This window comes from Methylobacterium sp. E-065, from assembly GCF_022829605.1.
GTDB lineage: Bacteria > Pseudomonadota > Alphaproteobacteria > Rhizobiales > Beijerinckiaceae > Methylobacterium.
Map to the genome: position 1 here is coordinate 30,062 of NZ_JAKSYD010000157.1, position 25,962 is coordinate 56,023.

A 25,962-nucleotide genomic window follows, 5' to 3' on the forward strand; every position below is an offset into this window, starting at 1 on the left:
GAGGCACCTGCCTTCGACGCGCCGACTCCTGTGCCTCAGTTCGCGCTTCGTCCGAACGCGAACCGGCCGACACAGGCCTGGGCACCGCGATGGCGCGGACCCTGAGCCAGGGCTGGGCCCTCCGTCGGGACCGGCCGCTGCGGTTTCGGCCGGAGCGGCTGCACCAGCAAGGCTGCGCGGAGCCGTTGCACTTCTGCGCGGAGGCTGGCGTTCTCACGCTCGACCTGATCGAGTCGAGCCACGCCGGCCGGCTTCAGCCCGCCGAGTCGCCGCCGCCAGCGATAGAAGGTGCCGAGGGAGACATGGGCGCTCGCGCAGATCTCAGCGATCGGTATGCCCCCCGTGGCCTCGTTCAGCAGAAAGGCGATCTCCTCATCCGTGTGCAGGGATCGACGCATACGGGATCTCCCGGTTCGGCGGCTTGCGTGCACACCGCGATGGGAGGGTGAGCAAGAAGCGGACCGGTCCGGTCACCAAGGCGAACCCGTTGTCCGAGCTCGGCATTTGCACGCCGGTGAAGGGCAGCACGATGAGGGCGCACGTCCGGTCGCAGAGCGCCGTCGCCCTGTTGCCGTCGCTCGCCTCGAAGGTGCGGAAACCAGCACTCTCCAGGATGTCCGCGCCATTCATGCGGATGAGGCCGTCATTGTCGACGATGAGGGCCCGAGACACGACAGGTGTCGATGGTATGGTTGCTGGCCGCACGAACTCCGATGTCCGCGACGGCGCTGCGGCTAAGCTCAGCAGCTGATCATATCGCGGATGCGAGTGGCTAGGGCATCGACCGCGAACGGCTTTGTCATGACGGCCATGCCGGGTTCCAGATGGCCGTCGCCGAGCACTGCAGCCTCCGCAAAGCCGGTGATGAACAGCACCTTCAGGTCCGGTCGGCCGACCCGCGCCGCATCCGCCAACTGACGCCCGTTCATGCCGCCGGGCAAGCCCACGTCCGTCACCAGCAGATCGACCCGCGCCTCCGACTGCAGCACCCGCAGCCCGCCCGCACCGTCAACGGCCTGAACCGCGGTGTAGCCCAGGTCGCTCAGCACGTCCGTCACCAGCATCCGCACAGTCGGCTCGTCGTCCACGACAAGTACGGTCTCGCCCGCCTCCGCACGGACGATCGGGCGCCTGACCGGGTCTCGCTCGCCCGCGTCGGCCGCGCCTTGGTGTCGTGGCAGGTAGATGCACACTGTCGTGCCGACCCCGACCGCCGAGGTGATCCGCACTTGCCCGCCCGACTGCTTGGCGAAGCCGTAGATCATCGACAGGCCGAGGCCCGTGCCCTCGCCCATCGGCTTCGTCGTGAAGAAGGGTTCGAATGCCCGGGCGACGACCTCGGAGGTCATGCCGGTGCCGGTGTCGGACACGCAGAGCGCCAGATACTGCCCCTCCGGCATGTCGAGCGCCGCGGCCTGCTGGCGGTCGATCCAGCGATTGTCCGTCTCGACGGTGATCCTGCCGCCGCCCGGCATCGCGTCCCGCCCGTTGATGCACAGGTTCAGCAACGCGTTTTCGAGCTGGGAGGGATCTGCCAGCGCCGGCCACAGGCCGTCCACGCCGACGTGCCGGATCTCCACGCTCGGCCCGACCGTCCGCTGGATCAGGTCGAGCATCCCGTCCACCAGCTGGTTCGCATCGACGGCCTTGGGCGCCAGCGTCTGGCGGCGCGAGAATGCCAGGAGGCGATGGGTCAGCGCGGCGGCCCGCTTCGAGGCGCCCTGGGCGGCGGCGATGTACTTCCCCACGTCCTTGGCGCGGCCCTGGCCGACGCGCGTGTCGATCATCTCCAGCGAGCCGGAGATGCCTGCGAGCAAGTTGTTGAAGTCATGCGCCAGTCCACCGGTTAGCTGGCCCACCGCCTCCATCTTCTGTGACTGACGCAGCGCCTCCTCCATGCGCGTGCGCTCCTCGCCCGCCTGCCGCAGGCTGTCGGCCGCGGCTTGGAGGTCGCGCGTCCTCGCCTCGACCCGGGCCTCCAGCGACGCGTTGAGCCGGCCGATCTCATCCTGCGTACGGCGTTGCCGATAAGCAGCCAAGGCCAGCAAGGCCGTGGCGAACAGCCCACCACCGCAGACGAGCCAGATCTCCGGAAGCGGCGACGCACGCCGTGGGGAGATGCGCTGCTCGAACAGGACGGTCCAGGTCCGGCCGCCGAGTTCGAGCCGCGCCTCGCGTGTGAGGCGACCGGCTACCGCGGACGGCGCCCGCGCGGAGCGATGCAGCAGGGTCGCCTCGCCCGGTGCGCCGTCGTAGACCGCAAAGGCGGCGTCCTCCTCGGCCTCCGCCGAAAGAATGCTTCCGAACAGGTCGTCGGCCCGGAAGGCGCCGAAGATGAATCCGAGAAACCCCTGCCGCCGCCCAGCGAGATCTGCCGGTACGGTACCGCCGGCATAGACCGGCATGGCGACGAGGAAGCCGGCCTGCTTGTTCGCGTCGATTTCCTGCACCAGCTGGATGCGTGCCGAGGCGGCTGGCCGACCCGTATCGCGTGCGCGCTCGACCATGTCGCGCCGGACTGGATCCGACATTACGTCGAACCCGATGGCAGCCTGGTTGCGCGGGTTCGGCGGCTCCGCGAACAGGACTGGGCTGATCATTGGGTTGTCGGTCGGCGGCCGCACCCGGAAGTTCTCGACGCCGAGCGCCTCGGCGCGCGCGGCGAACCGCTCTTGGTCGGCGGCCGGCAGGGTCGGGGTGAAGCCGATACCGAGGAAGCCCGGATACAGGTCCCGGAACTCGATCCGCTGCACGTAGGCTCGGAACTCGGCCAGCGTGACGACGTCCTTGTTGGCTGCGAACAGACCGGCGCCCCCACGCAGGAGCGCGGTGTAGGTGCGGAACTGGTCCTCCACCGTGCGCAATTCGATCTCGGTGGCGTGCTCGAACGTTAAGCGGTTGCGCAACTCTGCCGACCGCCACGTGATGGCCGTGCTCACCCCTGTCGCGAGCAGTCCTGCAGCCAGGATCGCGGGCGGTATCCAGCGGGTCGCCCTCGCGGCCCGGGAACCGGCAGCCGCCGGGGTCTCGGCGCGATCATGCGATGGGAAAACTGGTTGCACGGGTCGCGACCGACTGGTTGGACTGTTCGTTTGCCAGACTTACGTCGGCCTGCAAGTCGATGTTGGCGTCACATGGACGGCGGGGCGGCAGACCGCATGATGTCGCCCGCGGTTCCTCCGACGGATCGGGCGTCTAGGGCGCGCGGCAATCCATCGCCGTTGCGGCTTCTGCCACGCTGAGGGCCCGGCGCCGCACCTCAAGAGACACGTTCGGACTGTCTGAGACCGCGGACGCCTCGCGCCTCAGCGTCGCGTCGCAGGCACACGAACTGTACCCGGCCACATCGTAGCAGGCGTCGTGACGCATGCAGGCAGCGTCCAGAGCATCGGTCGGGGGCAACCCCTCACCGCGCTGTCCCCTCCCGCAGTAGTTCCCGTGAAACAGTTCCTGGCCGACGATGACCCGGCCGAGGTCACCCTTCGGAGGCGTCGACGGCTCGGCCCGTCCGCCGGGATTGAGATCGTTCGCTGGCCCGCCTGACCGGGAGCCCGAGGAGCGTAAGGCCTTTGGGATGCCGGAACGCCCGCCGGGTTCGTTCAGGGCCTCGCCACCCTTGCTGTTTGGGTCGGAGAGATCGGGCAGGGGCGGGGGCGGCCCCGGGCGGGGCTCCTCGACCTCGACGGTCACGGCGGGGGCCTCTTGGACGCTTTGCGCTCGGACGCCGTGCGGGCAGGCCACGAGCAGCAGCCCCAGCAGTGCGAGAAGTGACGGTCTCAAGAATGGCCCCCGGATCAGCGGCCCTCAACTCGAAGCTCGGCCTTACCGTTCCGAGGAGGTTCCGCGACGGTTACGAAGTACCTGCGGCGGCTCCAGACGCGTGGCGGCTGACCCCGGCCGCACGGGCCGGTTCGGCGCTTCGCGGGCGCTACGACAGATGGTCTCGTCGATGACCTACAGAAATGCTTTCAGGCACGACGCCGTCAAATAATGGGTCCGGTGTGCGTTGCTTCCTCGGGCAATGTCCTCCCGCCGGCGCTGACCGCGGTGGCCAAACCTGAAAACGCTGGGTTTGCACGCACACTGGACCCGTTTCCCCGCGACTGTCGTTAGGCTCCCGGGCGTCCGTCACTGATCGTCGCAGCTTGGCAGATTACGGGGGGAGGGTGGTGCGAAAGGTGGCATGGCCCGGCCTCCGTGAGGCGTTGCTCCCCTTCGGCTTGGTGGCCCTGCTCGTGCTCGGAGCTGTCGCGGCGTACTACCTGACGCGACCCACGACCCTGACCCTCGCGGTCGCCCCGAATGGCGGAACCGAACCGGCGCTGTTGCGCGCCTATGCGGACGAACTGTCTCGGCGGAAAAAGGGGATCCGGCTCAAAGTCGTGGCGTTCGACGGGGTTCGCGAAAGCGCGGAGGCGCTCGCGACCGGTAAAGCCGACCTCGCGGTGGTCCGCCCGGACGTGGCCTTGCCGGGCAACGGCCTCACCCTCGCGGTGCTGCGGGCGCTTGCGGCCTTCGTGGCATCGCCGGGCGCCGTCGGCATCGCGACGATGCCGGACCTCGCAGGCAAGCGGCTGGGCCTACTTACCGGCCGGACGGCAGACCGGATGCTCCTGCGCGACCTCATGGCCCATTACGGGCTCGAACTCCTGAACGACGCGCCGGCCGGCACACTTGGCAAAAAGGCCGTTGCATTGGTCCCGGTCGAGGAGGTCGATATCGCCGCCGCGCTGAGGAGCGGCCGCATCGACGCGATGGCGCTCGTCACCACACCCACCTTCCCGGTCGCACGGCGGGTCATCGGGGCCGTGGCCGAAGCGGGAGAAGACGGCGCGGTCGCGCTCATCGGGATTTCCGACACCGCGGCGGTGATGGCACGCTGGCCGCGCCTGCAGCTGATCACGATACCGGCCGGGCTGTATGGCGGGGATCCGCGGCTGCCCGCCGAGGAGGTCGCGACCGTAGGCTCGTCCTATCGCCTGATGGCCCGTTCCAGCCTGTCGCGCAGCGTGGCGGCGGAGGTGACACAGCACCTGTTCGAGATGCGTTCGGTCCTGGCCGAGACGGTACCGGCGGCCGAGGACGTGTCTCAACCGGATTACGAGGACACTGCTGAAGCCACCAGCGCCCGCCTGCCCATTCACCCTGGCGCGATCGACTATTACGAACGTGAGCAAGAAACCTTCATCGAGCGCTACGAGAGCTGGATCTACCTCATTGCCATCCTGGGCGGCGGCCTGGGCTCGACGGTGGCTTGGCTGCGTCAGCGCCTTGGGCGGATTCGCCGTGCGAGGATCGAGGTGGTTACTGCGCGGCTGCTGGAACTCCGCTCGGAGGCGCGGCGCGAGACCGACCGCGCGCGCCTGGAGACGATGGCGGGCGAGGTGGACGACCTTGCGGGCAGTATCGCTCACCACGCCCTGAACCGGCCGACCGAACCACGGACGCTCGGCGCCGCCACTGTCGCCATCGATGCGGCGCGCTCGACGGTCAGGCGCGCCCTGGCGGGTGCCGGATCAGATCAATCCTAGAGCGGCCTCCATCGCCGGCGATCACGATCCTCGTCTTCCCTGCGACCGCGGAAATGGCGCCGGCTCAGCCCCGTGACGACCCGTTTGTGCGCCCAGCCGTGCCGATGCGGCGACGAGGACATCTCCCATCAGCGTCGGTCCGGCCCTCTCTAAGCTTGGACATCATACCTGTCCGCGCACGGGCTCTCGAGGTCGGCGCGCTGTTCGATCCCGGAGACACGCTCGATGACAAGTCAGGAAGTGCCGGACTTTCCACCGGACGCATTCGCCAAGTACGACCGCGATCCCGATCCCCTGTTCTACGCGCATCCTCGCTTCGTAACCCATATCGATGACGCGGCGATTGCAGCGGTGACCAACCTCTATCGCGAGATCGTCCCGGCGGGCGGCGACGTTCTCGATCTGATGTCGAGTTGGGTCAGTCACCTCCCGGAGGACGTCGCCTATGCCAGCGTCACCGGGCATGGCCTGAACGCAGCAGAACTCGCCGCCAACCCGCGCCTGACCCGGCATTTCATCCAGGACCTCAACGCCGACCCGCGTCTGCCCGTCGATACGGCATCCGTCGATGCCGTACTGATCTGCGTGTCGGTGCAGTACCTTCAGCAACCCGTGGCCGTCCTGTCCGAGATCGCGCGCGTGCTGCGCCCCGGCGCGCCTGTGGTGATCAGTTTCTCGAACCGCCGCTTTCCAACCAAGGCTGTCGCCATCTGGAATGCCCTCGACGGCGCAGGTCACGCACAGCTCGTCGGTTTGTACCTTCGCCGCGCTGGTTTCGCGCGCGTGGAAGCGCGGGTCCTCAAGCCCGAGGGCGGTTCCAGCGATCCCATGATTGTCGCGATCGGCTGGACTGCCGCAGCGTGAGAAACTCGTGTCGGGCCTCATGACGTCCGTCGCTGAGAGACAGGCGCGCGGTGTCGGCTACCACGGCACCGTCGCGCCCGTATAATCGAGGAACGCACAGCCGCGCTGCCCGATCTGGGCTTCGACGACCGCGACCATTCCGCGGGCGCTGGTGTCCACATCGAGGGTTGCGCGACGGCCGCCCAGATCCGTCCGCACCCATCCCGGGTGCATGAGGAGGACGCCCCACCGCGCCCCGGAATGCTGACTCGCGAAAGACCGCGCCAGGGTATTCAGGGCTGCCTTGCTTGCCCTGTAGCTCCCCCACCCGCCGCCGCGGTTCAGGGAGACCGAGCCCAGCTTCGACGTCATCAGAACGATGAGGCCATCCTCGGCCACGCGCTTGTTGAACGCCTCTGCGAAACGGATCGGGCTCAAGGCGTTCGTCTGAAAGACCGCGGCGGCGACGTCGCGGGGTATTTGCCCAGCGGGAATACCCGCCTGCGTCGCGACACCTGCGACGACGAAAACGAGGTCGAAGGCCGGCTTGTCGGCACACGCGATCGCAAACCCACGGACGGCGTCGTCATCGTCGATATCGATGCCGGTCGCGATGTGCAGCGTGCCCCGGCCTGCGAGGTCCGAGAGGGCAGCCGACGGCTTGCGGACGGTGGCGGTTACATCCCACCCGCGTTCGAGGAAGCGCGCAACCAGGCCTAGGCCAAGCCCACGCGACGCCCCGACGATCAACGCGCGGCGCTTCATGCGGCTTGTACCTCCCGTCCAAAACTAAGTTCACCCAGCGCCGCCGCACAGGCATGGGCGAGGAGGCTGGAGGTCGGGATCGGCAGATCCTCGTGACCGCTGATGATCGTCGTTCCGGCTGAACCGGGCAGGGAGCGGGGAACATGGTGATTGACCAGCACCGTCGGCAGGCGGAGGACGATGTCCCCCGCCTGAACCCCCAGATCGGTCACCACGATACCGCAGGGTTCTGGGACGCCAGCGCCGCCCAGGCCGAGGCGCTCTGGCGGATCACGTGCACGTCCACGGCGCCATACCCGGCGCACTCCAGGGCACGGCTCAGGATCGGCCCCGCCGCTATGCCGTCGGCCTCGTCTTGGCAGAGAACGACGGGCGGATTCGGGCCGAAGCGAGAAACCGCGCGGGCGAATGCTGCGCCATGGGCCACCAAATCCTTCATTGTCGGTCGATCCCGCTGCGCCCTACCGCACCATTGCGGACAGGCTGGATGTTCTCGCGAACAAGCGTAGGCTCACCGGACCGGGATAAGCGGGCCACGATCGGCAGGCCACTGACGAAAAACAGTCAGCTTGCCGAGATCGTGACGTGGTCGGCGATGCGGTTTGGGTTGCGCCGCCGTGCGAAGACGGCTTATGCGGCCCCACCTCAAGCGGACGCCTCGTGCATCAGCCGAGGCACCTCGCCCGACAATTCCCGGGCGAGGAAGCCGATTGGACCGACCGACGCGGCCAATCGCCGTCCGGCCTCTCCGTGCAGGTAGACGCCCCACAGAGCAGCCGTCAGCGGGCTCACGCCGCGAGCGAGCAAACCGACGACGATGCCCGCGAGCGCGTCCCCGGAGCCGGACGTCGCCAACCCGACCCCGCCGCCTTCGTAGAGCCAGCGCGCACCCTGCGGATCGACGATCCAGGTCTGGGCTCCCTTCATCACGACGACCACCTGCAGCAGGTCGGCGGCTGTAAGCGCTGCGTCGAGTGGATCCGCCTCCACGGCGTCCCGGCTGCGATCCAGCAGCTGCGCCATCTCGCCGGCATGGGGCGTGATTACGACCCGACCCTTATGGCGGCGGACGTCATCGGCATGCGCGGCGAGGGCGCAGATTGCGGCCGCATCGAGGATGAAGGTGGCTGTTGGAAGCGCCTGCAGAAGTTCGACTGCCATCGCCGTCGTTGGCTTGCTCCCCAGCAGGCCTGGCCCGACCAGAAGGGCATCGCAGCCCTTCGCCTCCGTGCGCAGGCGTTCCAAGGCGCGCGCGCCGTCGATGCTGCCATCGGAGGTCTCCGGAAGACCGATCACCATGGCTTCCGGCACCGTCAGCGCCATGCCGACGGCGGCGCTTTGGACCGTGGCGATCTTCAGCTTGCCGGCCCCGGCGCGCAGAGCCGCCACGCCAGCCAACAGGGCTGCACCCGGGACTGAAGCTGAGCCTCCGAGGATGAGCGCGCTGCCGCGTTCATCCTTGCTGCCCTCCCGAGGTGTCGGGAGCGACTGTTCCTTGAGCGTCGCGGCTGTCAGCAAGGTGGGATTCATCGGGAGGCCACGTTCGCGTCAGGCTCGGAGGTGATGGAGGCACCTGCTTCGGCGACCGGGGCGACGAAGTTGTATCGCTCCAGCGCGAGCGCTCCGATGCCGGCCGCGCAGGGATCGAAGACGTATTCGGTGATCGAGCAGTTGGCGACATCGCCCGCGGCATCGATGGCGAGGATCTCCGCCTCGGTCATGTCCTCGATCAGGTAGCGCAGGCAGAGCACCACGACCTGATGCGCGACGATCAGAACCCGCCGCTCGGCGTGGTGGATCGCAAGCGTGTCGAGGGCACTGCGGAGGCGCAGGATCACATCGCACCAACTCTCGCCGGACGGAGGCCGATGATAGAACTTACCGAGGCGTTGTCGCATCGCGGCGTGCTCGGGATGCAGTTCCTCGACCCCGGCCCGCGTCAGCCGGTCGAGGATGCCAAGCTCCCGCTCGCGCAAACGCTCGTCGACGGTCGCGAGCGGCGCGTCCGACGCCAGGCCGCCGGCGGCCCGGATGTGCTCGGCGGTTTGCCGCGCCCGAAGGTAGGGCGAGGTCAGCACGATCTCGGGCTTGGTGTCCGCTGGCAATTCCGCGAACCAGCGTCCGACAGCGTCGGCCTGGTCCGTGCCCTGGGTGCTGAGGGGAACATCGACATCCCGCTCGGCGATGTCGATCCGCGCCGAGTTCGCGCTGTGAGCCGCGTCGGCCGCGACATTGCCGGCGCTTTGGCCGTGCCGCACAATCCATAATCGGCTCGGCCAGCGTTGCTGCATGGAAAGCGTTCCCCCTCAGGTGTTTGGCAACGCTTGCCATGCCTGCCGGTTCGCACCGACACCCCAACTCCTGGGCTGAGGCGGACTGTCACGCCGTCTCCATCTACCGTTCCCTTCGCGTCGAGGACGGTTCGGCACAGGCCCATCCGCTTTCACGGTGCGTTCTCCGAAGCGGAGCCGCCGCATTCGCCCATAAACGGATCGCGCCGGCGTCCTGTCTCGCGTCTCGGATGGGTGGGATTTGGCGGGTCCGCCTCCGGGCGGCCTTGCAGAAACAGGGGGATCGCCGCGGCGCCCACGGCCGACCCATGGCACGTCCTGGGCAGGCCCTGGGCAGCTCTGCTTGTAGCCGCTCGATCAACCGAAACGGACCCTTAGGCCTTCGGCGGATGATCGTCTGCGACCGGGACAACGACGGTCGGCGAGCCTGAAACGGCCGCACCTGCTTGGTTCAGGCCCGCCTAAGCTGGTAGGCCGGGTCGTCTATTCGAAAAGGAGCACGTCCATTTCCGAGGATGCGTGGTCGACGGCGCTGGGACTGATAGCGGTCCTGTTCCTGGTGTTCGCCAACGGGTTCTTCGTGGCGGCCGAGTTTGCGCTGGTCTCGGTGCGCCGTAGCCGCGTCGCCGAGTTGGTTTCAGAGCGGCGGGCGAACGCCACAGCCCTCCAACGGGCGACGGACCGGCTCGATGCCTACCTCGCCGCCACCCAGTTCGGCATCACCCTGTCCTCCCTGGCACTCGGCTGGATCGGCGAGCCGGCGCTCGCACACCTTATCCAGCCGGCGCTGGATTGGCTTCCGTTGGGCCTTGGGACCGTTGCATCCCACACGGTCGCAGTCGCGATTGCCTTCTCAATCATCACGTCCCTGCACATCGTGCTCGGCGAACTCGCGCCGAAGAGCCTCGCCCTGCAGCGGAGTGAGCGCACCGCCCTCGCGGTGGTTCGACCGCTGGGGTTGTTCTTGGTCGTGTTCCGGCCGGCAATCCTGTTGCTGAACGGGCTCGGCAACGGCGTGCTGCGCCTGTTTGACCTACGGGCCGGGCACGGCGAGGGCTCGCTTCACTCCACGGCCGAACTCAACCTGCTCATCCAGGCGAGCCAGGAGGCCGGCCTGATCCGCGAGGTGCAGCAGGAAGCGGTCGAACGCATCTTCGCCATCGGCGAACGCAAGGTCCGGGACATCATGACCCCGCGCCATGAAGTCGAATGGATCGACTCCGACGATCCACGCGACGAGATGCTCCAGGCTGTGCGCGCCTGCGGCCATGCGCAGATCGTTGTGAGCCGCGGCGAGGTCGACGAGCTTGTCGGCGTGGTGCGCAAGCAGGACCTGCTGGATCAGGTACTCGATGGGCGGGACATCGACATCGCCGCCGTCACTCAGCCGCCCATCGTGGTGCACGAGAGCATGACCATCCTGGCGGTGCTGGAAACGTTTCAGAGCCAACCGATGCGGATGGCCGTGGTTGTCGACGAGTACGGCAGCCTCGAGGGCATCGTCACCCAGACCGACCTGCTGGAGGCCATTGCGGGCGACATTCCAGAAGCGGGTGAGGAACCTGACGTGGTCGAGCGCCCTGACGGCTCGCTGCTGATCGACGGCATGATGTCAGCACGCGAAGCGTTCGAGCGGCTCGGCTTGTCTCAGGACCCGGCTTCAGACGACTTCAACACACTGGCCGGATACATGATTTTTCAACTCGGCCGGATACCGACCGCAGGTGATGCCTTCGAAGCCGATGGGTGGCACTTTGAGGTCGTCGATATGGACGGACGCCGGATCGACAAGGTCCTAGCGATCAGGACAGGCGCACCATCGTGACAGGCGCCGGTACCGATCCCATCCGCCTCAGCGATGGGTCGGGGAGGCGAAGACTGCACCGAGTCGGCTGCCGCGCCTGCGGTCAGGGTGCGCCGCGTCGGGCCCGGAAGCGTTGGCAGTTGACCCTCAGAGTTCGAGCGTGACCGTCACGCGGGCCCGGGAGACGCAGGGCATCATCCGGTCCTGACGCTTGGTGACCGGCAGCACGACGTCGCGGTGGATCACGGTGCCATCCCGGTAGCCGCACTCGCAGGAGCCGCACACGCCGATCTCGCAGGACGAGGGCATCGCGAAGCCGTTCTGGCGCAGAACCTCAAGGAGCGAGACGTCGGCAGGAACGTGGACGACCGCCCCGGTCGAGGCGATCAGCGCGTCGAACGGCTCGGGTTTGAAGTTCTCGTCGGCGATCGGCGCGAAGTGCTCGACATGCACCCGCTCCGCCGGCCATCCGGTGGACGTCAGAGCGGCCTGCACGGCGTCGGTGAGCCGCTGGGGCCCGCAGGCATAGGCATGGACGCCCGCGTCCGGCGTCCCGACCACCGCGGGATCGAAGCGCGCGCCTTCCGAGGAGAACCAGCAGCGAAGCCGGTCGCCGCAGATCGCCCGCAACTCGGGCAGCAGCGGGGCCTGCTCGGCCGAGCGTACGCACAGGTGGAGCGTGAAGTCGGCGCCGCTCGCCGCCAGGTGCCGGGCCATGGCGGCGAGCGGCGTCACACCGATGCCGCCGCCGATCAGCACATGGCGTCGGGCGTCGGCGGCCAGTCCGAAATTGTTGCGCGGGTGCGAGACGTGCGCGACGGAGCCGGCTGCGAGGTTGGCATGGGTCCACAGCGAGCCGCCGCGACCGGCATCCTCACGCTTGATCGCCAGGACGTAGCGACTCCGGTCGGCCGGATCGCCGCAGAGCGAGTACTGGCGCGTGCGGTCATCCGGCAGGCGCAGGTCGACATGCGCGCCGGGCTCCCACGCAGGAAGCTCGGGACGCTGCGGATGGACCAGGGTGAGGCGCAGCACCTCCGGCGTGGTGGCGACGGCCTCCACCACCTTCAGCTTCATGACGATGCGGGCGGACATCGGTTCATTCCACCAGTGTGATCGCATCGCCCGGCCGGATGATCCCGCCGCGCTCGATCCCGCAGTTCAGGCCCGAGCGGTTGTAGAGCGGCAGGTAGACCGGCAGGCCGAGCAACTCCTCGAGATACTTGCACGGGAAGTTCAGGCGCCCGCCGCGCAGGATCACCTCGCCCACCTGGAATCGTCGGCCGACGAGGTGGTTGAGCGGCACGCCGCGCACGGTGAGGTTCCGGCGGTGGTCGATCGGCGCGAGGTGAATCGGCCCGCCCTGGAGCGGCGGGTCGTTGCGCGCCAGGGCGTCGAGCGCTTCCTGCTCGATCAGCGTCACCTCGCGGGTGTCCGGCTTGGGCGAATAGGTCCCCGTCCCGAGGAAGTAGCGGTCGCCCTCGATACCGCGGCCGGCGACGCAGCGGGCCTCGGCCAGCGCCTCCATCTCGTAGCTCGCCGCGGGCGCGACGTGGATGTCGAGCAGCGTGCCCCGCCAGCCGGTCGCGCCGCCGGGCACGGCGACCGCCGCCGAGCCAGCCGCGTGCGCGAAGGCCTCGACGTGGCGGGGTGCGGATGTCGCGCTCATCGTGCCGGCCCCGTCGCCAGCGCGATCGCCTCGACCTCGACCAGCGCGTCGCGGGGCAGGCGCGCGACCTCGACGGTCGAGCGCGCCGGAGCGGCACCGGGGAAGTGTTCGGCGTAGACGGCGTTCATCGCGGCGAAGTCGTTCATGTCCTTCAGGAACACGGTGGTCTTGGCCACGCTGGCGAGGCTGGCGCCTCCGGCCTCCAGCACGGCGGCGAGGTTCGCCAGCGAGCGGCGGGTCTGCGCCGCGATGCCCTCCGGGAATGCCCCCGTCGCCGGGTCGATCGGCAGTTGTCCCGAGGCGAAGACGAGGTCGCCGACGCGGGTCGCCTGGGCGTAGGGGCCAACGGCCGGAGCCGCCAACTCCGTGGCGATGATGGTTCGGTCCAAGTCCGTCTCCTCGTCCCGTTGTCGGGCCCCAGCGTTATTCCATTCCAGTGGACGCACGTCCACTGTTCGGGTTGCGTTTTCGCGCGCCGCAGCGCTGGTCAGTCGATCGGCCGGCGGGCGGTCTCCGGCGCCGCGAAGGTCGCCGCGAGCGTCACGCAGGCGAGCACGATGAGGTAGACCGAGATCGGCCACGTCGACCCGCCGCTCCAGACGAGCAGGGCCGCGGCAATCAGCGGCGTGAAGCCGCCGCTCAGCGCCGCACCCACCTGAAAGCCCAGTGAGGCGCCGCTGTAGCGCAGGCGGGCGTCGAACAGCTCGGACATCCACGCGGCCCCGGTCCCGAACATGATGCCCTGCCCGAAACTCAAGGCCACCGCGACGGTCAGGGTGATGATCGTCGGGTCGCGGCTGTCGAGGAGCTTGAACATCGGGAACGCGAAGGCGATCGAGAACAGGCAGGCGGCGATGAACAGCGTCTTGCGCCCGTAGCGGTCGGACAGCCAGCCGAAGACGGGGATCGTGAAAAGTTCGATGATTGCGGCGATCAGGATGCCGTTCAGGATCACCCCCCGTGTCAGGCCGAGCTGGCCGGTGACGTAGGAGATCGAGAACACGGTCACGATGCTCACGTAGGCGATCTCGGAGACCTTCAGGCCGACCGCCTTTAGGAACATGCCGGGATGCACGGTGAGGATCTCCATGATCGGCAGCCGCGCCGTCACCGCCTGCGCCTTGATCCGCCGGAACGCCGGAGTCTCGTGAAGCCGCAGGCGGATGAACAGGCCGACGCCGACCAGCGGCGCGCTCGCTAGGAACGGGATGCGCCAGCCCCACGACAGGAACGCCGCCTCGGGCATCAGGCCGGTCAGCGCGAACGCGCCGATCGAGAGGATCACGCCGATCGGGTATCCGAGCTGGACGATGCTCCCGAAGAAGCCGCGCCGTTCCGCCGGCACGCTCTCGACCACCATCAGCACGGCCCCACCCCACTCGCCGCCGATGCCGATGCCCTGGACGAGGCGCAGGGCCACGAGGAGGACCGGGGCGAGGATGCCGATCTGCCCGTAGGTCGGCAGGCATCCGATCAGGAAGGTGCCGAGCCCCATGATCATCAGGGTCAGCGACAGCATGGCCTTGCGCCCGACGCGATCGCCGAAATGACCGAAGACCGCCCCGCCCAGCGGCCGGGCGAGGAACCCGACGGCGTAGGAGCCGAACGCGGCGATCGTACCGACCACCGGGTCGATGCTCGGGAAGAACAGCTTGTTGAAAACGAGGGCGCTGGCGGTGCCGTAGATCAGGAAGTCGTACCACTCGACGGTGGTGCCGATGACGCTCGACCAGACGATCTGGCGCCTGTCCGCAAGCGTCACCGCGTCCGGCTCGGCGATCCGTATCGCATCCGATGGCATGGCGCTGTCGAGCATCGGCGGGCATCCATTTTGAGAGATGAATTTCCACTCAGTGTTATACAAGCCGCGTGCCAACCGGGACGCCGGTCACGCGGGCGCCATCCCGCGACCTATGCTAAGCACCCGACCGATCAGCCCCGGGCGCCCAAGGATGACGCGTCAGCCGGAGGACCAGGACGGAACAGGAATGACGGTCACGACAGAGGTGCGGCGCGTCCAGATCGAGGCCGAGGCGCGCTCGCAGATCCAAGTGCTGGCCGAGGAAATCCGGCGCCGGCGGCGGGAGCGCGATCTGTCCCTCGAAGCCCTGGCGGCCCTGTCGGGGGTCAGCCGCTCGATGATCTCGAAGGTCGAGCGCGGCGAGGCCGTCCCCTCGACGGCGGTGCTCTCGCGCCTCGCCGAAGCGCTGGGCGTGACCTTTTCCCGGCTGATGGCGCCCGCCACCGAACTGGAGGTGCTGCTGATCCCGGCTTCCCGCCAGCCGGTGCTGCGCGACGAGACCTCGGGCTTCCTGCGCCGCTGCCTCTCTCCCGTTCTACCCGGGCGCGGGATCGACTGGGTCCTCAACACGCTCCCGCCGGGGGCCACCACGGGAGAGTTCGTCGCCCATCGCCGCGGCGTGTCGGAATACATCTTCGTGTTGAAGGGACGCCTGCGCGCCGTGATCGGCGACCGCGCGTTCGTGGTCGAAGAGGGCGACAGCCTGTATTTCGAAGCCGATGCCGGGCACGCCTTCACCAGTCTCGGGACGGAGCCGTGCCAGTATTTCCTGGTTATCGATGCGACGCGATTACGGTGAACCCTTACATCTAACCTGCAGCAGACCACGATCGATATCGCAGAAACCGCTTACGGAAGTTTGTGTCCGCTTCGCTGTTTCAGTCGCTCCAAATCGGACCGGTAGCTTTCGAGTGGCTTTAGTCTTGGCGACAGTTACCACCGCATGACTGGGTTGGGTGGTTTTGCGACAGTCCGCTATCGAGCGCGAGTTCTCAGAAGCGGACATCGCCTTGGCCAAGCTGATGGAGTTCAGATCGAGCCGTCGTGAAAGCAAGAGTTACGTCTTGTCCGGCTCTGTCGTGGGAGTGGCGACAGCTCCCATGCCGGTGCCCATCTCCACTCCCGTATGGGGCGGTACACCGCCCGGGAGTACGGGAGCGCCTGAGGGCTTGTCCTGCACCTGTGGGAGGCCAGCTTCCACTTCGTGGATGAGGTCTTCAAAGTCGTAGGGCTTGCTGAGCAGGCGCACGCCCGGCGGCAATTTCTTCTGGAAATCCGCTCCGGCCCCTGAGGTGACAATGATGCCAACAGCGGGCCAACGGTGATGAACGAGATGGGCGAGGGCAACACCATCGCCCACAATACCGCGTCCCGTAATCAGCATGCTCACCGGGATCGGTCCTTCGAGAACCCCCAGCGCCTCGGCGGTTGTGCGGACCTCTACAGTCTGGAAGCCAGCATCCTCCAGCATGTCGGCTGTGACCATACGGACGACCTCGTCAGCCTCTGCGATGAGGATGGCTAAGGGCCTGCTGTTAGCCAAAATCGTGCTCCGTGTGATCAGGCCGGGAGCGCTCGCGGCTCGCAGGCACTGACGGCCGATCCCGAAGCCAGTGATGATCCTTTATGCGCTATTTATTCGCCGAGCGCGATTACCCTCGGTTGTAGTCGCTCGCCATCTAAGAGCGCATCCAGGTACGGCCACTTTCCACCCCGAACCAAAGTTGCAGGACACATGGCAAGTGACCGCTTATGGGAAACGCCCATGGCGCTTTGGACGGCTGGGTGGGCTCGGAGCCGGAAGGACGGCTTCGGATGGTTTTGAGACGGTCTGCTTTTGGGACGACGAACGATCAAAGCGCACGTTCCGTCGCGATGGTTCGCGCCTCGCGTCAGGGGCTCCCAACGTTCCGCTTGTTCGTGGCGCTGGACCGCGACGTCCAGGTGAGCGAGGTCGAGGCGCAGGAGTACGAATAGGGACGCGGTTCTCGAATCATCGCCCGCCGCGTCTGGTCCAACACGCAGGACGGCCCCTTGCGGCGCCGGAGGCGGGTTCGATCGACCGCTTACGCCTCAACGTCCCGCGGCACTGCGACCGACGGAGCCGAGGCCGCCGTCCTCGTAGAGGATGCTGGGCTGCGGGCCGCTAAGACCAACGCCGAGGTCGAAGCGGGCCGAACCGCGCTCTGAAACATGCCTGACCGGGTCCGACAGCCTGTAATCGACGGTCGAGCGCACGGCACACTTGAAGGCCGGGACGTTGCAGGAAACGCGCAACGTGCCGGGACGGAGTGTGTAGCTCCTGACGGGCCACCTCTGACCGGTGGCCAGCCTCTCTTCGCTCAACGCGTCGCGGCTGTAGACCCGCCCGAATGACGTGACCGTGTCGCCGTAGTCGACTGGCATTCGACCTTGGACGAGAGCGCGTGACGACCACGTCGCGAGGTGGCGATAGGTGACCTCGATGGCCACGATGCGCATGCGCGCCTCCGACATGGCCAACGCCTGCGAGGGCATGAAGAGGCCGAGGAACGTCCCGGTGAGAAGCATTCCCGCCACGGCGTGTCCCCTAGGGGCCATCGCACCGCCACCTTTCGTCACTCGGAGAGCCACCGCACAAGACCGTCACCGCGCAGTACCGGATGGAGCGCCGCCCGGCCCTGAAAGTCTCCGGCCAGCTTCTGCACATGTGGTTGGACCGGTGCATTGCCGGCGGGACGGGCGTGCTTCGATGCAGACCCATCGATAGGGGCGACTTCCGCGAGGGTCCGACGGCGGGCGGGCGGCGGAAGGATATCCGCCAAGTTTTCCTGCGCCGAAGCCACCAACGGGCGAGCTTGGCGCATAGCCGTGGTGGTGCGCCCGGCCTGGAGCGCATTATCCGTCGGTCTCGCAGAAGGCGAAAGCGGGCGGCTGGGATCCGCCGCAGCCGAGCGGCGCCGCGCATCGCGTTGCACAACCTGGGCAGGGTTCGTTGCGACGGTCCTGGCTGTGTTGGGGTTGTCCCACGCCCGGGAGGCTGGGCCCGGTTCTGCGGGAGATCCGGAACCCGTCGCGGAACGCACCGCATCGGGGGACCGAACTGCGGTAACGAGCGGTATGGTCGAGACGCCCGCGGCGAAGGCAAGTCCCAACGCCACCAGGGCCTTCGCGTTTGGCACCATCGCCTAAGCTACTCACGTATATCCGGGAACGCACCCAACAGAGATGTCGCGAGAAGCGTTCCATGGAACGTGAATCATGCGGCCCCGCGCTCTCTCCTGCCGAAGAGGGGGGATACGCAAAGTGCGTCGACGGCGCCCTATCCGTCCCGTGAGACCGGATGCGTCCGGTCAGCGCGACCTAGCTGCCAACCGGGTGAAGTCGCCATGCGCCTGCGCAAAGTAGGGAAGCGCCTCGATCGCGAAGCATATCGCTGCGCAGCGTCGCCGGCCTGGGTGTACCGTCGAGCGAAGGTGAGACATCCCGAACGTCATCCGTCGGCGTAGCGACGGCATCACGTCCTCCGTCCAGGACGATGCGCATCGGTTGTGCGCGCTCGACGCAGTCCGACGCCGACGCCGACGCATTTCAAGAATAATTCGCCTGCGCCTGTTTCGAGGTCGAGCGTTAATCGGCCATTCATCCGAGGGATCCGGGGCCTATATCGCTTGCGTTCAAGAAAATTTTCGTCGCGACCTCTTCATAGTGATCAGCGAGCACTTAAATCTTCCTCACGGCGGTGATGCCGCGGAGGGAAGAATACCATGATGAAGCGTGTCGCAGTGGCCGCCGTAGCGGCGAGTGCCCTTCTGGCCGCCGGTCAGGCGGCTGAAGCGAAGGGCTGCATCAAGGGCGCCATCGTTGGTGGCATCGCCGGTCATTATGCGGGACACGGCGTTCTCGGCGCTGTCGGCGGCTGTGCTGCTGGGCGTGCCCTGGCCAATCGCCAAGCCGAGAGGCAGCAGGCCCCCTCCGTGAACACCGCTGGCGCGGTGCGCCCTGCCCAGGGCGCCGGCGGTTACGTCAGCTACTGATTGGGAGGCGGCGTCGCGCCGTTGCGCGGCGCCGCCCGATGGCGTCGGGATCGTAGGGACCGCGATGCCACTTCAGCATGGCCTCTGCTCGTAATGGCGCAGTTGGGTTACCGCCCGCACGAAGTCCCTGTAGTCCCGTCCTGCGATCGCGGCTGCGTGTCGGCCTGACGGATCGGTTCTGGGAGGGACTGCGCAGATGCCGATCAGCAGGAGGGACCTTGTTGACGCGGGCTCGCCGGAGGTGCTCGTCAAACGCATCCTGCAGGCCGAGCCGAACCTTCCGGTGCCCGTGCCGATCGAAGACCTGTGCGCGCAACTCGGCATCCTCCGGATCGAGAACCTCGACACCGACGAATTCGAGGGAGGCCTCGTTACCGACGCGAGGCGCTCCGAAGGCACCATCCTCGCCAGGCTCGGGGGTGAGCCGCGTCGCCGCTTCACCATCGCGCACGAACTCGCCCACTTCCTGATGGTGCGCCACGTTCCGGATCAGCCTGACCGGTTCCTATGCAAGAGCTCTGACCTGCTTCGGCTCACAGCGAAGGCGGGTGATCAGCGGCAGCGCAGGGAGGTCGAGGCCAACCGCTTCGCCAGTCTCATGCTGATGCCCCCGCACCAGCTGCGGAGCGCCATGGCGGCCTTTCGCGAGCCCGATCTCCAGCACGTTCTCGTGCTCGCGCGCGACTTCGCGGTTGGCAAGGAGGCGGCGGCTCGGGCCTACGTGCAATATCATCCGGAGAAGATCGCCATCGTCGTGGCGGGTAACAGCCGGGTGCAGCGGTGCTACCGCAGCCTCAACTTCCCGGCCATCATCGCGGCGGTCGGCGACCCGGTCCCGACAGGTTCGCTCTATCACGGCAGTCCACATCGGCCGAACATCGCGAGCGACATCGCCGCCTGCAGTTCCGATCTTTGGATCGACGTGAACCGGGACCTCCACGCACCGGCCCTCTACGAGCAGGTGTATCGTCAGCCAAGTAGCTTTGCGATGATCCTGCTGCGTCTGGAGGCCGTGCCTGAGGAGAGCGCGGAGGAGCGCAGGCTCAATGAGGGCTGGCGTCACCGCTTCCACTCGGGGCGACGGTAAGCAAGAATCTGCTTTGACGGAACAGCTCCAACGGCCTTAGCCGCTGCCTCGTCAGACCGGGCCTTGCGGCCGTCCCGGTCCTGATCCAGTTCGCATCATAGGTCGGCAAAGACGCAATGAGGGTCGTGAATGGCCGGAATCGACGACCACCGTCGGCTACACCTCGATCAGGCTGCGGCAGAGGAAGGGGTCCTCGACGGTGTCGGTGATGCCGGGGACGCCGAGCTGCACGCCAATGGCACCGCGCCTGCGACGTCTCCTGCCGTGTCGTTGATGATCACGAATCGGCAACGGGCGGCGCTCCGCGCGCTTGGCTTTTCCGAAGAAACCATCCGGCAGATGACGCCCGCCGAGGCGCATGGAAAACTTGGATTGGCCTAGCTGCCCTCGCCTCAACGCGGATTGGTCATCTTGAGGTTTCTGCCGACCCTCATCGATGAAGCCGCAGCACGCTCGTCATTTGAGCCCCCTTGGCCGCCGAAAGCTGCCAATAATCGCGCTCCGATATTTTGGGGATGGTCGCGCGCGAACCGGCGATAAAATGCGATCGGCCCTGGATTTTGTTCCTGATTTGTTCTAAATCCCCTCACGGATCGAGCCCCCTGTTCAACCCTCGGTTACCCCGAGCCGCCCTGTGTAATGGCCGATACCGAAACCCCACCCCTCAGCCCCGACGACGCCAAGCTGATCCGCAATGAGCGGGCGAAGCTGACCGCGATGTGGGTCAACGGCGTCGCAGTCGCCTCCGTGGCTGTCGGCGGCATCTCGCCGTCCGTAGCGATCTTCTCGGGCACCGCCAGCGCGCTGACGGCAAGCGCTCTTCTGGTTGGTTGGAGTCTCCTGGCAGGTATACTACATTTGGTAGCCAGACGCCTGCTCGGAGCCCTGCGCGCGTGAGCCTGACGCTCGCACAGATGATTGTTCTTTTTCTCGGCCCGCTCGTCCTGGCGACGATGGTCGGCGTTGTCCTATGGCTGACGCATGAGAAGGAGACCGACCGTCTCAAGCGGGCTGAAGTCGAGCGCGCGATGTGGCTTAAATATCAAGCCGAACGTAAAGCGGCCGGAGAGTAGCCGCTCTGTTCGTTTGATAAGCCGCTGTCGCAGACCATCGAACCATTCCTGATTTCGCGAACGCGAAGCGCTCGACATGCGTCATCGCGCGCGCGTGAGCACACCTCATCTCGAGCTTCCCCGCGAACCGATCTTCCCCCAACCAAACAGGATCCCCCCATGGCCGGCCTCAAGGACAAGCGTGGCTTCATTGATAAGGACCGCCTCGATCTGTCAGAGCGCAAGGCTGTCGAGTTCTGGATGAAGCGCTGGGGTGTCACGCAGGACCAGCTGACGGCGGCGCATCGCAAAGTCGGGCGCATGACGAAGGACATCGCGGCCGAGCTGGGCAAGAAGCGTTAGGCGCGCGCTCGCGCTAAACGGGTGGCGTATCAGGATCGTTGTCGACGGTGAGGTCGCCGCACCCTGATCGTGTTCGAACCAGCGCCGCGGCGCGCCACGACGGCGACACACGCGGTCGACGTCCAGCGCCATCATCGCCTGATCCAGAGAATCTCACTATTCCTGATTGCGCTGACGCTCGATTAAATTTTCTCGGCGTATCCCCGGAACAGCCTCATGGCTTTCGCGGGGGTTGCGTCGTGCTGCAGGGGAATATGTCGAACACGCAGCGCGAGGCACGCCGCCAACAGGCGCTGACCGAGATCGCTCTCCTCGACACGCCGCCAGAGCGCGAGTTCGACGCGCTCGCCAAGCTCGCACAATCCATGCTCGGCACAGGCATGTCGTCGATCACGCTGATCGACCCGGAGCGCCAGTGGTTCAAGGCGCGTTGTGGCCTCTTGGCGGCCGAGACCCCACGCGCCGAGGCGTTCTGCCCCGTCGTGTTCGAGACTGAGGCTCCGCTGATTGTTCCGGATGCCAAGCTCGACCCTCGCTTCGCAGCCAGTCCCTTCGTCACAAAGGCCCCGAACATCCGCTACTATGCGGGCGTGCCGGTTCGCGTCCGACAAGCCGATGGCGACAAAATCACGATCGGCACGCTCTGTGTCCTTGATGAACAGCCCCGCACGCCGACGCCCACAGACTTGGAGGTGCTCTCAGAGCTGGCCTGCATCGCAGAAGCCCTGATCGAGGCTCGCGCCGTGGCCCTTCGCGCAGCCGAGGCTGCCGAAGAGCGCCGTCTGGCCGTCGAGGGTTTGGAGCGTGAGCGCCGCCAGTTCAAGCAGGCCGAGCGCATGGCCAACATGGGCTCATACCACTACGATATCGAAACGCAGACAACCTCTTGGTCGGACGGCGTGTTCGTCATTCATGAACTGCTCATCAGCGCCGGTGTGCCGGTTGGCGAGATCATGAACTTCTTTCCCGATGCGGATCGCGCTCGCTTCCGTGCGGCAGTCGAACGCGTGCTGGACACTGGCGAGCCCTTCGAGATGGACGCCGACTTCGTCACAGCTCAGGGCAATGCCCGGCGGGTGCGGTGCTCCTGCGACATCGAATTGGCCAAGGGTAAGCCCGTCGCTCTCATCGGCTTGATCCAGGACATCACCGAACGGCACGGCTTGGAGGAGCGTCTTCGCCATCAGGCTTGCACCGATGACCTGACACAACTCGCGAATCGAGCCGAGTTCAACCGGGTTCTCGACGCGCGGCTGCATGAGGCGCGGACTTCCGACATCGACGTCGCTGTCCTCCTGATCGACCTCGATGGCTTCAAGGACGTGAACGATCGCCTCGGGCATGCGGCCGGCGACGACGTTCTGGTTCGCGTTGCCGAGCGGTTGCGCGCACCCCGCTACGCCGGGTGCTTTCCGGCGCGGCTGGGTGGCGACGAGTTCGCGGTCCTGGCTTCGGTCGGGTGCGACGGCGCGCGCTTGAATGCGATGGTGCAGAGCCTGTTGCACGACCTTGAGATGGTCGTGGAGGGGCAGGGTCAGATCGCGCGCGTGACAGGAACGATCGGCCTCGCGTGGTCCCGAGAGGCCGGACACATACGCGACGTGCTTCTGCACCACGCTGATGCGGCGCTCTACGCCGCAAAGCGTGCGCAGAAGGGAACCGCGCGAAGCCACTCGGCTGAGGCGGATCGGCCGACAACGCGTTCGCGGGGTGTCGGCTATCGGGTTGGCCCCTGGGCACAGCAATATTAAACGTCGCTTAAGCTGATCTTTCACTTCAAGATCAGATTTTGGCGTATATAGTTCTGTCGAACATGGATTTATACGATCGATATTCTATGTAAGATTTATAGTATTGACACATTTTTATAGAGAGACACTTACTTCGGTTGACTGTCTACGGCTTTGAACTCTGCGACCGCGCGAATGCAATGAGCAATCTGCGATCGGATAAATGTTCAAGAGTTTGGAAGATGTATAATAATACAGCAGTTTCGTCAAAGTGAATTGGTGGAGATATTTGATCCGTAAACAGGCTTACAGGCCTTTTGAGGGCCTCAGTGATCGCTCGCAATAGGCGGGCCTCGGCGCCCTTACTTTCGCGATGCGATCCCGCCGGTTCATCCGATGAGCCCATCTCGCGTCATATCTTTTTGTTTATGGTCAGCTGTGCGCTGATAAGCTAAACCCGACGTTGTTAGTCGAGCAATTATTCTTCCGAATAAGTATATTTGTACTAGTAAAGCTGTCCAGGCTTTGCCCAGCGTGGATTTGCTCGTTGTGTGTTGCGAGATCCCAAACCGGGATACGCTGTGTTAGACACGAGGACGGCATTGTCGTGCGGTAGGCCCAGCGCGGCGATGCGCGATTGACCGGGCTGGGCGCAAGTCTGCGTAAGACCAGCCTCGACGAACTGCCGCAGCTTCTCAACGTGCTGCGCGGCGAGATGAGCCTCGTTGGCCCACGTCCGCACGCGCTCGCTCACGACAGCCACTATGGCGCGCTCATCGCAACCTACCAGCAGCGGTTTGCCGTGCGGCCGGGCATCACGGGCTGGGCTCAGATCAACGGTTCGCGCGGCGCCACGCCTGAGATCGCCGATATGCAGCGCCGGATTGAGCTCGACCTCTGGTATGTCGAGAACCGCAGCTTCGCCCTGGATCTCAAGATCCTGATCGCGACGGCGCCGCACAGCCTGCCCAGCCGATCCAATGCCTATTGATCCGGGTTGTCATCGCAAGGCTTAGCGGCGGGGCCTCGCCGGCAATTCGCAATGGCGTGCATCCTGCCGATCCGATGACGCATCATCAGCCGCCACGTCCTCGATCATCGGCGCGCGCCGAGCCTCGTTGATGAGGTTGCCGGAACAGACTGGAACACGACACCCCAACCGGATATGAATTTTCCCGCTGAAAACGGCCGATCCTGTGAAGCGGCATGCGTTATATTCCGGTTCAATCGTCAGGCTGCGATCAGGGGAATGAATGACAATCTGGGGTGTCTCGTTCTAACGTAGAGCATCAAGGTTCGACTGCGCCCTCCCGGTGCGCAGGGCTGAAGGTTCCAGTGTCGTGGATGTAGCTACCGCCCAGTACGTCGCCATCGCGTGGGTCGCTGATTTGGCGCTTTTCCTGCAAATGGTTCATCACGCTCCAATGATGCCCTGGCACGATTGAACCGCGTCGTCACGCAATGGACGACGAAGCCCTGCACGGACCGGCGGGGCTCGAGGTTGATCTCAATTCTTAGAATCCAGCCGCGGGGGGGCCGCGCTCGATCTGGGCCAGCGGGCGGGTCGCTCGGCCTTGGCAGCGTCGTGTCGAGGATGATTTCGGCAAAGGCGGCCACTGGCGCGATCACGATCACCAGATCCCGGGATGCGGACGGACTCGTCGAGCGTCATGGCCCGCGGCGGGCCCTCGGATTCCAGCAGCGGCAGGATGAATATGGCGGATCATCCGAGCGCCAACGGCAGGACGGTGCAGTCGTCGGCCATGACGGCGGGGTCGCCTCGGTCGCTCCGAACCCGAGATCGGACGATAAGAAGTCGTGGTATCGCAGCGCCGGCGTCCGTTTTGGCGAACACCAGCGTTCGCGGTCGAAATCACTCTGCCCTGAACCCGTCGATGACCCACAGCCCTCTGGTCACCCGGCGAAAGTGCACCACAATCAGGATCCAGATCGCCAATCGAGGATTGCAAGCAGGCACATCGACCTCCGGGTAGCAGCCGCAGATCCCGCCCCAACGAGTTTGGAGACCCTTCACATGAACACGCGCGCTGGTGCGGCCGCAGCTCTCCTAATCATGAGCGCGGTCCCTGCTCAGGCCCAGACGGTCCTTGCACCGTCGGGCGACTCGGCCATCACCCAGCCCGGAGGTGCCCAAGGACGTGCGGGCCGCCGCAACGTCGAGGAGGCCTTCCGCGACGGAGACGTTGTTGTCACCCGTCCGCCGCCAGCGCCGGACCGTGTGCTGCGCAACGACGGTCAGCTCACCCGTAAGCCTGCCGGCCCCCGTTGAGGTCTGGTCCGCAAAACCGTTCCGAGGCCTGGCGGTCTCGCCTGCCTCGCACCAGCGCGGAGATCACGCGTCCAGTCATGCGAGGAGGTGATGCATTCGCTGATTGGGACACGCGAAAGGTTGTTGGGATCCGGTCGCCGCATCGGATGGACAGCGGTGGTATTCATCGCCGGTGACCGCTCACAATGTGATTCATATCGACCGTATGGCGTTGTCAGTTCCGAAAATTTCGAATCATAAGCGCGCTTATATCCCCGCTGAGTTTCGCCGGGTACGGGGGAGCCGGATACGTGTCCAGTGTCGCAGTCGTTCCGAGTCTCATCGAGACGACGCATCACATGGAGCCCAAACGGGCCTTCGACTTCTGGCGATGCACTGCCTTGGCCCAGTTTGGCAATGTGGCGCGACCTGACCCGCGCGAGCGCTTTTCGGCGAAGCGCCTCACTGTGACCGCGGGGGGATGGCTGCTGAACCACACGGTCAGCAGCCCGGTCAGCGTTGATGTCCGATCCCGCCATATCGATCGAAACGGCCGCGGTATGGTGGTCATCGGCCTCTCCATCGACGGCATTGGATATCATGTGATTAGGCGTGGAATAAGGACCCCGTTCTCGGGGTGATCGGCGTCCAAACGGGACCCCCAGGACAAGTCATCCACAATGCCTTCCGGCTCGAACGGGAGGCTTGCGCGGGATGTTGGTCGTGGAGACGGTCGCAAAG

General features: G+C 66.1%; 26 protein-coding genes and 1 pseudogene. 12 read left to right on the forward strand and 15 right to left on the reverse strand.

The window, feature by feature from the left end:
- Positions 1 to 35: 35 nt before the first annotated feature.
- The 4 genes from MKK84_RS20835 to MKK84_RS20850 all read right to left on the reverse strand — a co-directional run bounded on the left by MKK84_RS20835 (position 36) and on the right by MKK84_RS20850 (position 3,780).
- On the reverse strand, positions 36 to 398 hold the full coding sequence (locus MKK84_RS20835; protein ID WP_243923100.1) for a transposase: 363 nt from the start codon (positions 396 to 398) through the stop codon (positions 36 to 38).
- A complete protein-coding gene (locus MKK84_RS20840; protein WP_243923102.1) occupies positions 373 to 672 on the reverse strand; it encodes a hypothetical protein in 300 nt (99 codons plus the stop codon). The genes MKK84_RS20835 and MKK84_RS20840 overlap by 26 nt, the downstream gene beginning before the upstream one ends.
- A 68-nt stretch (positions 673 to 740) precedes the next feature.
- Entirely contained in the window at positions 741 to 2,939 is a 2,199-nt protein-coding gene (locus MKK84_RS20845; RefSeq protein WP_243923104.1) for a CHASE domain-containing protein, read from the reverse strand.
- A 256-nt stretch (positions 2,940 to 3,195) separates the two neighbouring features.
- Positions 3,196 to 3,780 (reverse strand): hypothetical protein, encoded by a 585-nt coding sequence (locus MKK84_RS20850; RefSeq protein ID WP_243923106.1) that lies wholly within the window; start codon positions 3,778 to 3,780, stop codon positions 3,196 to 3,198.
- 389 nt (positions 3,781 to 4,169) lie between these two features.
- On the opposite strand from MKK84_RS20850, the gene MKK84_RS20855 reads away from it, so the two are divergent.
- Positions 4,170 to 5,531 (forward strand): TAXI family TRAP transporter solute-binding subunit, encoded by a 1,362-nt coding sequence (locus tag MKK84_RS20855; protein ID WP_243923161.1) that lies wholly within the window; start codon positions 4,170 to 4,172, stop codon positions 5,529 to 5,531.
- A 225-nt stretch (positions 5,532 to 5,756) separates the two neighbouring features.
- Positions 5,757 to 6,395: a class I SAM-dependent methyltransferase gene (locus MKK84_RS20860; RefSeq protein WP_243923108.1), complete on the forward strand. Its 639-nt coding sequence runs from the start codon at positions 5,757 to 5,759 to the stop codon at positions 6,393 to 6,395.
- Positions 6,396 to 6,452: 57 nt separating this feature from the next.
- Here MKK84_RS20860 and MKK84_RS20865 read toward each other — a convergent pair whose 3' ends face one another.
- From MKK84_RS20865 to MKK84_RS20885, 5 genes are all read right to left on the reverse strand, one after another.
- Complete coding sequence (locus tag MKK84_RS20865) at positions 6,453 to 7,139, reverse strand: SDR family NAD(P)-dependent oxidoreductase (RefSeq protein ID WP_243923109.1); 687 nt, start codon at positions 7,137 to 7,139, stop codon at positions 6,453 to 6,455.
- Positions 7,136 to 7,354 carry a hypothetical protein gene (locus MKK84_RS20870; RefSeq protein ID WP_243923111.1) on the reverse strand — a complete coding sequence of 73 codons (219 nt, stop codon included), beginning with the start codon at positions 7,352 to 7,354 and terminating at the stop codon, positions 7,136 to 7,138. Before MKK84_RS20870 ends, MKK84_RS20865 begins: the two co-directional genes overlap by 4 nt.
- The gene (locus MKK84_RS20875; RefSeq protein ID WP_243923113.1) at positions 7,348 to 7,578 is read right to left on the reverse strand and encodes a hypothetical protein; all 231 of its coding nucleotides are present in this window, start codon (positions 7,576 to 7,578) and stop codon (positions 7,348 to 7,350) included. Before MKK84_RS20875 ends, MKK84_RS20870 begins: the two co-directional genes overlap by 7 nt.
- 206 nt (positions 7,579 to 7,784) lie before the next feature.
- Positions 7,785 to 8,669, reverse strand: coding sequence for an NAD(P)H-hydrate dehydratase (locus MKK84_RS20880; protein WP_243923114.1), 885 nt, complete (start codon positions 8,667 to 8,669; stop codon positions 7,785 to 7,787).
- On the reverse strand, positions 8,666 to 9,397 hold the full coding sequence (locus tag MKK84_RS20885) for a histidine phosphatase family protein (RefSeq protein ID WP_243923116.1): 732 nt from the start codon (positions 9,395 to 9,397) through the stop codon (positions 8,666 to 8,668). Before MKK84_RS20885 ends, MKK84_RS20880 begins: the two co-directional genes overlap by 4 nt.
- A 589-nt stretch (positions 9,398 to 9,986) precedes the next feature.
- On the opposite strand from MKK84_RS20885, the gene MKK84_RS20890 reads away from it, so the two are divergent.
- Complete coding sequence (locus MKK84_RS20890; protein WP_279599631.1) at positions 9,987 to 11,255, forward strand: hemolysin family protein; 1,269 nt, start codon at positions 9,987 to 9,989, stop codon at positions 11,253 to 11,255.
- 126 nt (positions 11,256 to 11,381) lie between these two features.
- Here the strand turns inward: MKK84_RS20890 and MKK84_RS20895 are convergent, their stop codons facing one another.
- The 4 genes from MKK84_RS20895 to MKK84_RS20910 all read right to left on the reverse strand — a co-directional run bounded on the left by MKK84_RS20895 (position 11,382) and on the right by MKK84_RS20910 (position 14,719).
- Entirely contained in the window at positions 11,382 to 12,329 is a 948-nt protein-coding gene (locus MKK84_RS20895) for a PDR/VanB family oxidoreductase (protein ID WP_243923119.1), read from the reverse strand.
- Positions 12,330 to 12,333: 4 nt separating this feature from the next.
- Positions 12,334 to 12,903 carry an MOSC domain-containing protein gene (locus MKK84_RS20900; protein ID WP_243923121.1) on the reverse strand — a complete coding sequence of 190 codons (570 nt, stop codon included), beginning with the start codon at positions 12,901 to 12,903 and terminating at the stop codon, positions 12,334 to 12,336.
- Positions 12,900 to 13,292, reverse strand: coding sequence for a Rid family detoxifying hydrolase (locus tag MKK84_RS20905; protein ID WP_243923123.1), 393 nt, complete (start codon positions 13,290 to 13,292; stop codon positions 12,900 to 12,902). Before MKK84_RS20905 ends, MKK84_RS20900 begins: the two co-directional genes overlap by 4 nt.
- 98 nt (positions 13,293 to 13,390) lie before the next feature.
- Entirely contained in the window at positions 13,391 to 14,719 is a 1,329-nt protein-coding gene (locus tag MKK84_RS20910; protein WP_243923125.1) for an MFS transporter, read from the reverse strand.
- Between the two features lie 172 nt (positions 14,720 to 14,891).
- Here MKK84_RS20910 and MKK84_RS20915 point away from each other — a divergent pair, with 172 nt between their 5' ends.
- Positions 14,892 to 15,503 (forward strand): helix-turn-helix domain-containing protein, encoded by a 612-nt coding sequence (locus MKK84_RS20915; protein ID WP_243923133.1) that lies wholly within the window; start codon positions 14,892 to 14,894, stop codon positions 15,501 to 15,503.
- A gap of 258 nt (positions 15,504 to 15,761) precedes the next feature.
- Here MKK84_RS20915 and MKK84_RS20920 read toward each other — a convergent pair whose 3' ends face one another.
- Positions 15,762 to 16,190 carry a response regulator gene (locus MKK84_RS20920; RefSeq protein WP_243923136.1) on the reverse strand — a complete coding sequence of 143 codons (429 nt, stop codon included), beginning with the start codon at positions 16,188 to 16,190 and terminating at the stop codon, positions 15,762 to 15,764.
- Between the two features lie 587 nt (positions 16,191 to 16,777).
- Complete coding sequence (locus MKK84_RS20925) at positions 16,778 to 17,263, reverse strand: hypothetical protein (protein WP_243923138.1); 486 nt, start codon at positions 17,261 to 17,263, stop codon at positions 16,778 to 16,780.
- A 1,190-nt stretch (positions 17,264 to 18,453) separates the two neighbouring features.
- Between MKK84_RS20925 and MKK84_RS20930 the strand changes: the two genes are divergently transcribed.
- The 8 genes and pseudogenes from MKK84_RS20930 to MKK84_RS20965 form a co-directional block, all read left to right on the forward strand.
- Complete coding sequence (locus MKK84_RS20930) at positions 18,454 to 18,720, forward strand: hypothetical protein (protein ID WP_243923163.1); 267 nt, start codon at positions 18,454 to 18,456, stop codon at positions 18,718 to 18,720.
- A 196-nt stretch (positions 18,721 to 18,916) separates the two neighbouring features.
- Positions 18,917 to 19,807 carry an ImmA/IrrE family metallo-endopeptidase gene (locus MKK84_RS20935; RefSeq protein ID WP_243923140.1) on the forward strand — a complete coding sequence of 297 codons (891 nt, stop codon included), beginning with the start codon at positions 18,917 to 18,919 and terminating at the stop codon, positions 19,805 to 19,807.
- Positions 19,808 to 19,936: 129 nt separating this feature from the next.
- Positions 19,937 to 20,188, forward strand: a complete 252-nt coding sequence (locus tag MKK84_RS20940) for a hypothetical protein (protein WP_243923143.1) — start codon at positions 19,937 to 19,939, stop codon at positions 20,186 to 20,188.
- A gap of 258 nt (positions 20,189 to 20,446) precedes the next feature.
- A complete protein-coding gene (locus tag MKK84_RS20945; protein ID WP_243923145.1) occupies positions 20,447 to 20,704 on the forward strand; it encodes an amino acid transporter in 258 nt (85 codons plus the stop codon).
- Positions 20,701 to 20,880: a hypothetical protein gene (locus MKK84_RS20950; RefSeq protein WP_243923147.1), complete on the forward strand. Its 180-nt coding sequence runs from the start codon at positions 20,701 to 20,703 to the stop codon at positions 20,878 to 20,880. Before MKK84_RS20945 ends, MKK84_RS20950 begins: the two co-directional genes overlap by 4 nt.
- Positions 20,881 to 21,039: 159 nt before the next feature.
- Positions 21,040 to 21,222, forward strand: coding sequence for a DUF3606 domain-containing protein (locus tag MKK84_RS20955; RefSeq protein WP_003600567.1), 183 nt, complete (start codon positions 21,040 to 21,042; stop codon positions 21,220 to 21,222).
- 254 nt (positions 21,223 to 21,476) lie between these two features.
- Entirely contained in the window at positions 21,477 to 22,973 is a 1,497-nt protein-coding gene (locus tag MKK84_RS20960) for a diguanylate cyclase domain-containing protein (RefSeq protein ID WP_243923155.1), read from the forward strand.
- Between the two features lie 610 nt (positions 22,974 to 23,583).
- Positions 23,584 to 23,943 (forward strand): annotated as a pseudogene (locus tag MKK84_RS20965) (sugar transferase); the annotation flags it as partial.
- Positions 23,944 to 25,962 lie beyond the last annotated feature (2,019 nt).